The organism is Bacillus sp. EKM202B (genome assembly GCF_011066025.1).
Classification (GTDB): domain Bacteria; phylum Bacillota; class Bacilli; order Bacillales; family Bacillaceae_G; genus Bacillus_A; species Bacillus_A toyonensis.
This window is the reverse complement of sequence record NZ_JAAMNK010000065.1, coordinates 1-8162: the sequence shown is the minus strand read 5'-3', so window position 1 is coordinate 8162 and position 8162 is coordinate 1. Positions and strand designations below refer to the sequence as shown.

The 8162-nt window shown below is 32.2% G+C and carries 5 protein-coding genes; all 5 read left to right on the top strand.

All coding sequences use genetic code 11. The annotated features are described in order from the left end of the window. Positions 1-1229 (top strand): glycoside hydrolase domain-containing protein (locus tag G9F74_RS29055; RefSeq protein WP_165406407.1); only part of this gene is annotated, 1229 nt, incomplete at its 5' end. A gap of 669 nt (positions 1230-1898) precedes the next feature. Next, positions 1899-2357, top strand: coding sequence for a DUF5065 family protein (locus tag G9F74_RS29050; RefSeq protein ID WP_097854745.1), 459 nt, complete (start codon positions 1899-1901; stop codon positions 2355-2357). Between the two features lie 805 nt (positions 2358-3162). Then, positions 3163-4890: a methyl-accepting chemotaxis protein gene (locus G9F74_RS29045; RefSeq protein ID WP_165406406.1), complete on the top strand. Its 1728-nt coding sequence runs from the start codon at positions 3163-3165 to the stop codon at positions 4888-4890. 86 nt (positions 4891-4976) lie between these two features. Continuing rightward, on the top strand, positions 4977-5351 hold the full coding sequence (locus G9F74_RS29040; RefSeq protein WP_088054664.1) for a hypothetical protein: 375 nt from the start codon (positions 4977-4979) through the stop codon (positions 5349-5351). A 1198-nt stretch (positions 5352-6549) separates the two neighbouring features. After that, the gene (locus tag G9F74_RS29035; RefSeq protein WP_165406405.1) at positions 6550-7623 is read left to right on the top strand and encodes a patatin-like phospholipase family protein; all 1074 of its coding nucleotides are present in this window, start codon (positions 6550-6552) and stop codon (positions 7621-7623) included. The last annotated feature ends 539 nt before the right edge of the window (positions 7624-8162 follow it).

The following is an 8162-nucleotide window of genomic DNA, read 5'->3' as shown; positions in this document are numbered from 1 at the left end:
TACAATCAGGTGAATTAAAAAATATTTTTGATGCTGGATTATCTGTATTTCCAATTTACCAAGCTAATGGTAGAGAGTCTTCAAGTTTTAGTGCGGACCAAGGTAGTTCAGATGCAAAAGCAGCATACCTTGCAGCCAAAGAATATGGATTCCCATTTGGTACGACTATTTATTTTGCAGTTGATTTTGATGCATATGGGACAGATATTACAGATAATATTTTTCCTCATTTCAAGGCTTTGCATGAGACAATGCTTGAGCTTGATGGTACCTATAAAATAGGTGTTTATGGGGCTCGAAACGTATGTATTCAAGTTTCAGAGAAAGGTTATGCGAAGGCAAGTTTTGTTAGTGGAATGTCCACAGGATTTAGTGGGAATTTAGGATATCCACTACCAAAAAACTGGGCTTTTGATCAAATTTCAACAATTAAAGTTGGATCAGGCAGTGGTCTTATTGAAATAGATAATAATATTAAATCAGGCCGAGATAATGGTGTTAAGGAAATAGCAAAGGATAGTAGCGAGTTATCCTTTACAAATCAACTTATTGAAATGGCGAGAAATTCGTATAAAATAAAAGAAGTTGGAAAATTTACGAGTCCAGGAAACTGGGTATTATACCAACAATATACAAATTCACGTACTTCTTTTGATGTACAGGTGTATAGAAAGCTAGTTTTCAAAGGGGAAAAACCTGAAGAAGATAAATTTGTTTATACAGTTGCATTTAGAGGTTCACAAGAGGCGATGGACTGGGCAGTAGATGTAGCACAAGTAGTGGGGAATATTGGAGGTTTGCAAGCTGAAGACGCTGCAAGTTTTGTTAGACAATTAATACGTACTGATTATTCACAGATGACTCATATGTACATTATAGGCCATTCACTTGGTGGTTATTTAGCACAATTTGTACAAAGTGAAATAATTGATGGGAATTTACCTTGGGTTGAATCATACGCAGTGACATTTAATGCACCAGGTCTTAGTCCTTTCAAAACATTTGACGAAGTTTTTTATAAAAAATTATCCGATAAAATTTATGAAGAACATGAACATGAAAAATATGATGGCCGTATACTTAATCATCAAATGATATTTGATGCTGTAAGTGGTGTAGGTGGAGATAATTTAGGAAGAGTGATTAAATACGCAAATAAGGAGCTTCATGATCCGTTAGATTTAAAATATCATCATAGTCTAACTCGCTTTGAAGAATTAAAATTATAATAAAAATATATTTAATTGATTTGCTATATCATTCTAGGAAAACTTGTTTTTATAATGATAAAAAATAAACAAAACAATGCTAATTTGTATTGTTGGTATAACGTAAGAACAGAAATGTACTTATATTTTGTTACATTGGTATCTAAGAAGTCAAAAGGACTGAAAATAAAAATGAGTTTTACAAAACTAAGAAAATAGAAAATTGATAAAAACAAGCCATATTGTGCGTACTCCGCATAAAATAGCTTGTTTTTTTATGAATATTTAACAGAGGATTTATTTAACTTCAGTTATGACTCAATACACTCAGTTCTTTAAAAATAAGTTTAAAAGTGATTAAAAAAAGCTGCCAAAAATGTTACAAACGGTATGTCTTCTGGATTGGTAGTATTAAGAGAGATGTTAAGAACAGTAAATTCTGGTATTCCAGTGATGTTTTTGAAAATTAAATATTTTTACTCCCGCTTTGAAATTAGAGCGATCTATTTGTGTGGGAGGTCTAACTTATTTACCTTACGTGTAGTAATAGCAACGCTAGTTTCAGATGAAAAGAATGCTTATATTTTCTTTTCAAGGAATATATTTGAAAAAATACAAAAAATATTATAATATTAATAGGTGAATATATAAATTTAAAAATTATCATATGAATAAATGGGAGGAATAATAATGAAATTAGGTAAATTAGCACTTATCGGAGCATTAACATTTGGTGGCTTTACAGCAGTAGAAATGATTAAACCAGCTACACAAGCTGCTGCAGCATACCAAGAACCTTATACAGATCCATCTAAAGATTTATGGGGGTTCACTAATATTGGACAGTTACCTTATGCAGGTACACAAACTTTAGGTGTGATGAAGAATTCTTATGAATCAGGTGATGAATTTTACTATACTCAAGATACAGTAAAAACAGATGATAAAGCTATTTTAAAAATATACAAAGTACACGCAGATGGTTCAATGCAACGCTATAAAACAATTTATCCAAGTTTTGGTGAACCTGGACATGTATATCCATCATGGATGACTGAATTTACAGATGTATATACTTCTGGAAAATATGTAGCTGTTTTCCGTGATGGTTTTGAGTTCAAATATAGTAAGCAATTTCAAGTTAATTAATATTGTATTAAATAATGTACTAGAGGCATACCTGAAGTTTTAAAAAATTATATTAGGGAACTCAGGAAAAGCAGCTCTTTTCCACTGTAGCGTTATGTGGTGGAGTGTAAATTAAGATTGATAGTCAGGAACGAGAATTTCCCCTAATATCTTGCCATGGAGTCAGTTATATCGTGGTTCAAATCATGTCGTTGTTTATGGGGTTGCTTGTTGAGATTGCAAAAGTTATTTAGTCCTACTTAATGTAGGGCTTTTTTATTTATAGGATAATAGACATCTATCGTTTATCATTTTAGTCAAGAAGACTCTTTCCTCAAGGAACACGACGGGAGAGTGGGGTAGTCCAATCGTTGGAACAAAGGAAAAGTTCACAAGTAGAATTTTAAAATGACTTCTACTAACGAATTTTACGTTAACTAGTCTCTCTTGTAGGGCTAGTTTTTTTGCTTAGCGTGGGGTTTTTCCGAAATGCTGGCGTTACCCGCTGTATGTCTTTCCTTTATTTTTGGAGTACTTTTGGATTTTTTTAATAGAAATGTAGAAGGATTCTTTAAAGCCATATTAAGCATATAGTTATACATACAATGAAGGATTAGATTAATCAAAATCCATAAAATCTAGAGTGGTCATGATTAGATAGTATATAAATCTCTAATCAATAGAATATACCTACTTAAAAATTTGATTTTTATTACTTTTAGGAATTTTATATATTTGTATATCTTAAAAATATATATATCGTATATTTCAGATTCTTATTATACAATATATTATCTGAACTATATATAAGAATGGAGAGTTTCGTTTGGAATTATTGAGAAACAGTAAGGTTGGTACAAAATTAAACATACTAATAGCTATATCAATTATCGCCTGTATAGTATTATCCCTAATAGGATTTTGGGGACTGGAAAGAGGGAAGAGTGCTTCTACTAGCATGTATGAAGATGATTTAAAATCAGTTGAGTGGATAGGAACGATAGAATCTAATTTTTATCATGTTAATATGAGTTTTATGGAAATAATGATATCCAAAGATGAAAAAAGAATGAATGATTTGATAAAAGAAATGGATGGAATTCGTAAGGAAAATGATCGGTTATTAAAGCAGTTTGAAACTAAAATTACTTCTAATAAAGAAAAAAAACTATATAGTAAATTTCATGAAGCGTTTAATGAATTAAGAATTCAGATGAAAAAAGCACAAGAATTAGGGAAATCAAATAATGAGGAAGCGTATGCCTATTATCTAAAAGAAATTGAACCTAATATGAAAAAAACAATCCAGTCAATTCGTGAACTAATTTTATATAACAGTAATAATGCAGAGCAGTTACAAAAAGTTAATAGTAACAGTGCTCAAAATACAATGATAATGTTTGTGGTTATTTCAATTTTAGCAATTATCATAGTTATATTCATTGGATATATTATTAAATTTACTATACGACAACCACTTTTATTATTACAAAATGATATGGAAAAAGTAGCTGCAGGTGATTTAACAATACGAACTTCTTATAAAGCAAATAATGAGTTAGGAAATATTGTACAGTCTTTTAATAGTATGTTAGATAACCTACAACAATTAATTGCTAATGTTAAATTGACAACACAAGAAGTGATTTCTTCTACTGATGGTGTTTTACAAGATACAAAGCGAGCATCTAATATTTCAAATGAGGTAGTTCAGACTATTTCTGAAGTAAAAGAAAAAATAGCAGGACAGGTAACTAGTATTCAAGAGAGTTCATCCTCAATGGAAGAAATAACAATTGGTGTGCAAACAGTAGCCGAATCTTCAGCTGTAGTTGCCGAGGTAGCAGTAACAACCACAGAACAAATACATACAGGTAGTCAAGTGATAAAGAACTCTATTCTTCAAATGAATAGTGTTCATGATGTGGTGGAGGAAACATCAAAAGTAATAGATAGACTTGTTACTCGTACACAACAGATTGATACAGCTCTAGATGCAATCACTAATATTGCCGAGCAAACTAATCTTCTTGCCTTAAATGCCGCTATTGAAGCTGCACGTGCTGGAGAGAATGGAAAAGGATTTGCAGTGGTTGCGGCAGAAGTTGGAGATTTAGCTGAAAAGTCGAAAGGATCAGCGAATGAAATTTACCATATAATTAAATCTATACAACAAGATACTCAAGATACAGTTCATGTCATGCAAAAAGGACAACAAAAGGCAGCAGAAGGAAAAGAAGCGGCCCACAAAGCGGATCAAACATTCTCATCTATTATGAGAGATATTGATAAAATTACAAGTCAAATTCAAGAAGTCTCTGCAGCAACAGAAGAGATGTCTGCTGGTACAGAAGAAGTAAATGCGTCTCTTTCACTAGTATCTGATACTGCAACACAAGTAGAAAGAGAAACAATTCAATCAGTACAATCAATTCAATCACAAGCAGTTTCAATCAAAGAAATTTCAAATCAATCCAACAAGATGAAAGAAAAAGTGGAAGCATTAACAGAATTGCTTTCAAGATTTATTATTACGGAACAAGAAAAGCATTAGTAAATGTGGATACAGTTACAATAATAAATTCATATTTTTATCGAAATAGAAATTTATGTAGAATATATAGGATGGAAGGGAAATAAATGAATAGAGGGCTAAAGTATAAAATTTACGAATTACAACAATTCATTCAAAAGACTTATTCTGATGTTAAAACAGCATGTGATATAGCTATTTATCAAGAAAACACTTCTAAATATCAAATTTCATTAGGATTTTTAAATAAATCATATATGACTTATATAGAAGCAAAAAGATTTTATCGTGAAAATGAAGAGCTCGTGAGTGTAGAATTTGATAATTTTTTTGATGCGTATGATCATTTAGAGCAAGAATTAAAACAAGTTATTTCAAAAGAAGATAAGAATCCTTCATTGCTACATACCAGACTTGATAAGTTTCAGCAGAAAATTGAAAATGTAAATGACTTAATAAAAGTATTGGAAAATGCTCGTTAATAAATGTTTTTCTTTATTATATAGAAAATATACATTAAAAACCCCTTAGAGATAATGCGTATTACGAATGTGAGAATGGTTTGCAGATCGGTTACGAATAGAATAACTGTTACTTTTTACGAGAGAGCACGTACTGAGGAGTGCTCTCTTTTTATCATTTCAGCCAAGAAGACTCCTTTTTCAAGGAACGTAAAGAGAGTAGGTAGGAGATGAATTAGTTTTGGACAAGCGATGGTATAGTTGAATTTACTGATAATAAATATGTAATTGTTTAGTTACCTTTTTGAAGGAACAATTAAAGCATTCGGTCGGATAACTTTTCTTTATGAATAGAAAAATTTCTTGATGGGAATTGAATTGCATGAAAGTTATATATCTAAACATGGTTCGACTTTCTGCTTTTATTAATGGATGAGGAGCAACATAATCCAAGTCGATATTTTTCATGCGGTAAACCTGTATACTAATATCTTTCGTTTGCACAGCTAGCATGTTTAATGCCTAATCAGACGCCTGTAAATCAGCATCACTGTCTAAATTTTTACCAGAGAGTAATTGATTGGTAGAAAAAAGGAAGGGTCCTATTTGGCTCCTTCCTTTTTCTCATACATAACGCCTGTTGACAACTTATGAAATAATAGCATTCATCGCTATTAAAATATAACATTAAAAGTAATTAATTAGATATGTAATTATGCATACATCGTACTATTTCATGAATGGGAACAAAACTATTTATATCTTTCGGGTTGGGAAACAAATAGACTCAGGTATACTTAGGGTAAGAACACCTGATCATTGATTGCTGGTTAAACCATATTTCTACGTATCTGAAACAAATCATTTCACTGGATTGCATGTTAAAGAGGGTGAGGGCTTTATGAAATGTAGATTGTTCTTTGGTTTCTTGCTTGTGATTTTACTAGGAGGATGCATCGCAAAAGAAGTTATGTTATATAAGATTCCAAAAGGGTTATTAGTCAATGCCCTCAAAGACACGCTCCGTTTCCTGTTTCCTATCCTATTAAATTACCATTCCAAGCAAATTCCTTCTCTTTCAAACAATTCATCCATTAAATAAAGATAATTTCACCATACGTATTGCGTGGCATGAAACTTTCTCAATATCATTTGGAATATATTTCAATATACTTCCGATACTATAACAGATTTAAAATTTCTCTAATGGAGGTATATAATGACATATCCATTTCGTAATTTAGTATTTGAAGGGGGCGGGGTAAAAGGGGTCGCTTTTATCGGCGCCATCCGCGCACTAAACGATGAAGAGATTTTGCCAGAAATACAACGATTTGGGGGGACTTCTGCAGGAGCGATTACTGCATTACTTTTAGGTCTTTCCATTCCATTCGCAGATGTCGTAAAAATCCACAAAGATATGAATTTCAAAGCATTTAAAGATCATGATTTTTTGTTTATTCAAGATAACATTCGTCTATTTTTTGATGGTTTTGGCATTTATAAAGGGGATTTCTTCACTGAGTGGATAGGAGCGATAATTGAAAAATGGACAGGGAGTAAGGACACAACCTTTCAGCAGTTATATGACAAAACAGGAAAAGACGTGTTTTTCCAAGGAACAAACGTTTCTACACATCAACTTCGCACGTTTTCTCGTGAGACTACGCCTGATGTCCCGTTAGTAGTCGCTGTGAGGATTTCGATGTCCATCCCATTCTTTTTCAAATCTGTGGAATGGGAGGAAGATTATTATGTAGACGGAGGCGTACTCGATAACTACCCAATCCGTTTATTTGATCGCAAAAGTTTTGTGAGTAAAGAAGAACACTTAACGACCACAGAAACAATTAATGAGGTTAATAAACTGGTAAGTAATACGGATCATCATTCTGCATTAAGAAGCTTACATACGAACTACAATGTATCTTTTTTTGATCCTGCAGATGAAATTGTGTACAACAAGGAAACACTAGGTTTCCGTTTAGAATCTCGTGCTGAGATTGCTATGTTGAAACATATAGCAAGTGCAAAAAAACATCATATTGGCCATTCACTTATTGATTTTGTATGGAATTTGTCTCAAACTATGATCAAGGGACAAGCGAGCGGAAAAACAACAAAAGAAGATGCCGCTCGCACTGTATTTATCAATACGTTCTTTACGTCGTCAATTAATTTTGATATCACAGAAGAAGAAAAGAAAACACTCATTGATTCAGGCTATACTTGTACTAAAGATTATCTACATCAGTTCAATAATTCTGAAGTAAAATTATTTAATCGACCATAAAGTCGAGTGCAATGTACTTGGCTTTTTTCAATCATCTTGTAAACTATTCTTAAGTCTTAGGAATATAAGTCGTTCTGGAAAATGAATCTCCTACAAGTTTCTCAAATCGTGTGTTCTTCTTTAATTGGATCTAAATTTTAACATTTGTTAGTCATCAATCAGATATATTTGTTAAAGCTTTCAAAACGTTTTGATTGTAGATGGGTATATTTAAGTGAATAGGGATTAAAAAATTGTAAGTATATCCAGAATTCCCCCTAAAATTATTGCTATTAATTCGTGAGACATCTGTCTTACATCCCTTTACATCGCTTCAATAACCTTGTCAATATTGTAGACATAGCTAATGCGATGTCTGTTGCTACTAAAGAACTTTTATTGAACTACCCCCACTTTCACTTCGTTTAGAAAAGGGGGATTCCTAAGTAAAGAGTTCTATCGAACTCTAATTTATTAGGCTAGCTCCACAGTCCTTGCGGTTAGAAGCCTTATCGCTTCATTCTTTAGATTGATACTTGCGTTAATATCCCTATCATGGT

Coding starts and splice junctions, on each gene's coding strand:
- G9F74_RS29050 (WP_097854745.1), top strand. CDS start 1,899: ATGAAATTAGGTAAATTAGCACTTATCGGAGCATTAACATTTGGTGGC.
- G9F74_RS29040 (WP_088054664.1), top strand. CDS start 4,977: ATGAATAGAGGGCTAAAGTATAAAATTTACGAATTACAACAATTCATT.
- G9F74_RS29035 (WP_165406405.1), top strand. CDS start 6,550: ATGACATATCCATTTCGTAATTTAGTATTTGAAGGGGGCGGGGTAAAA.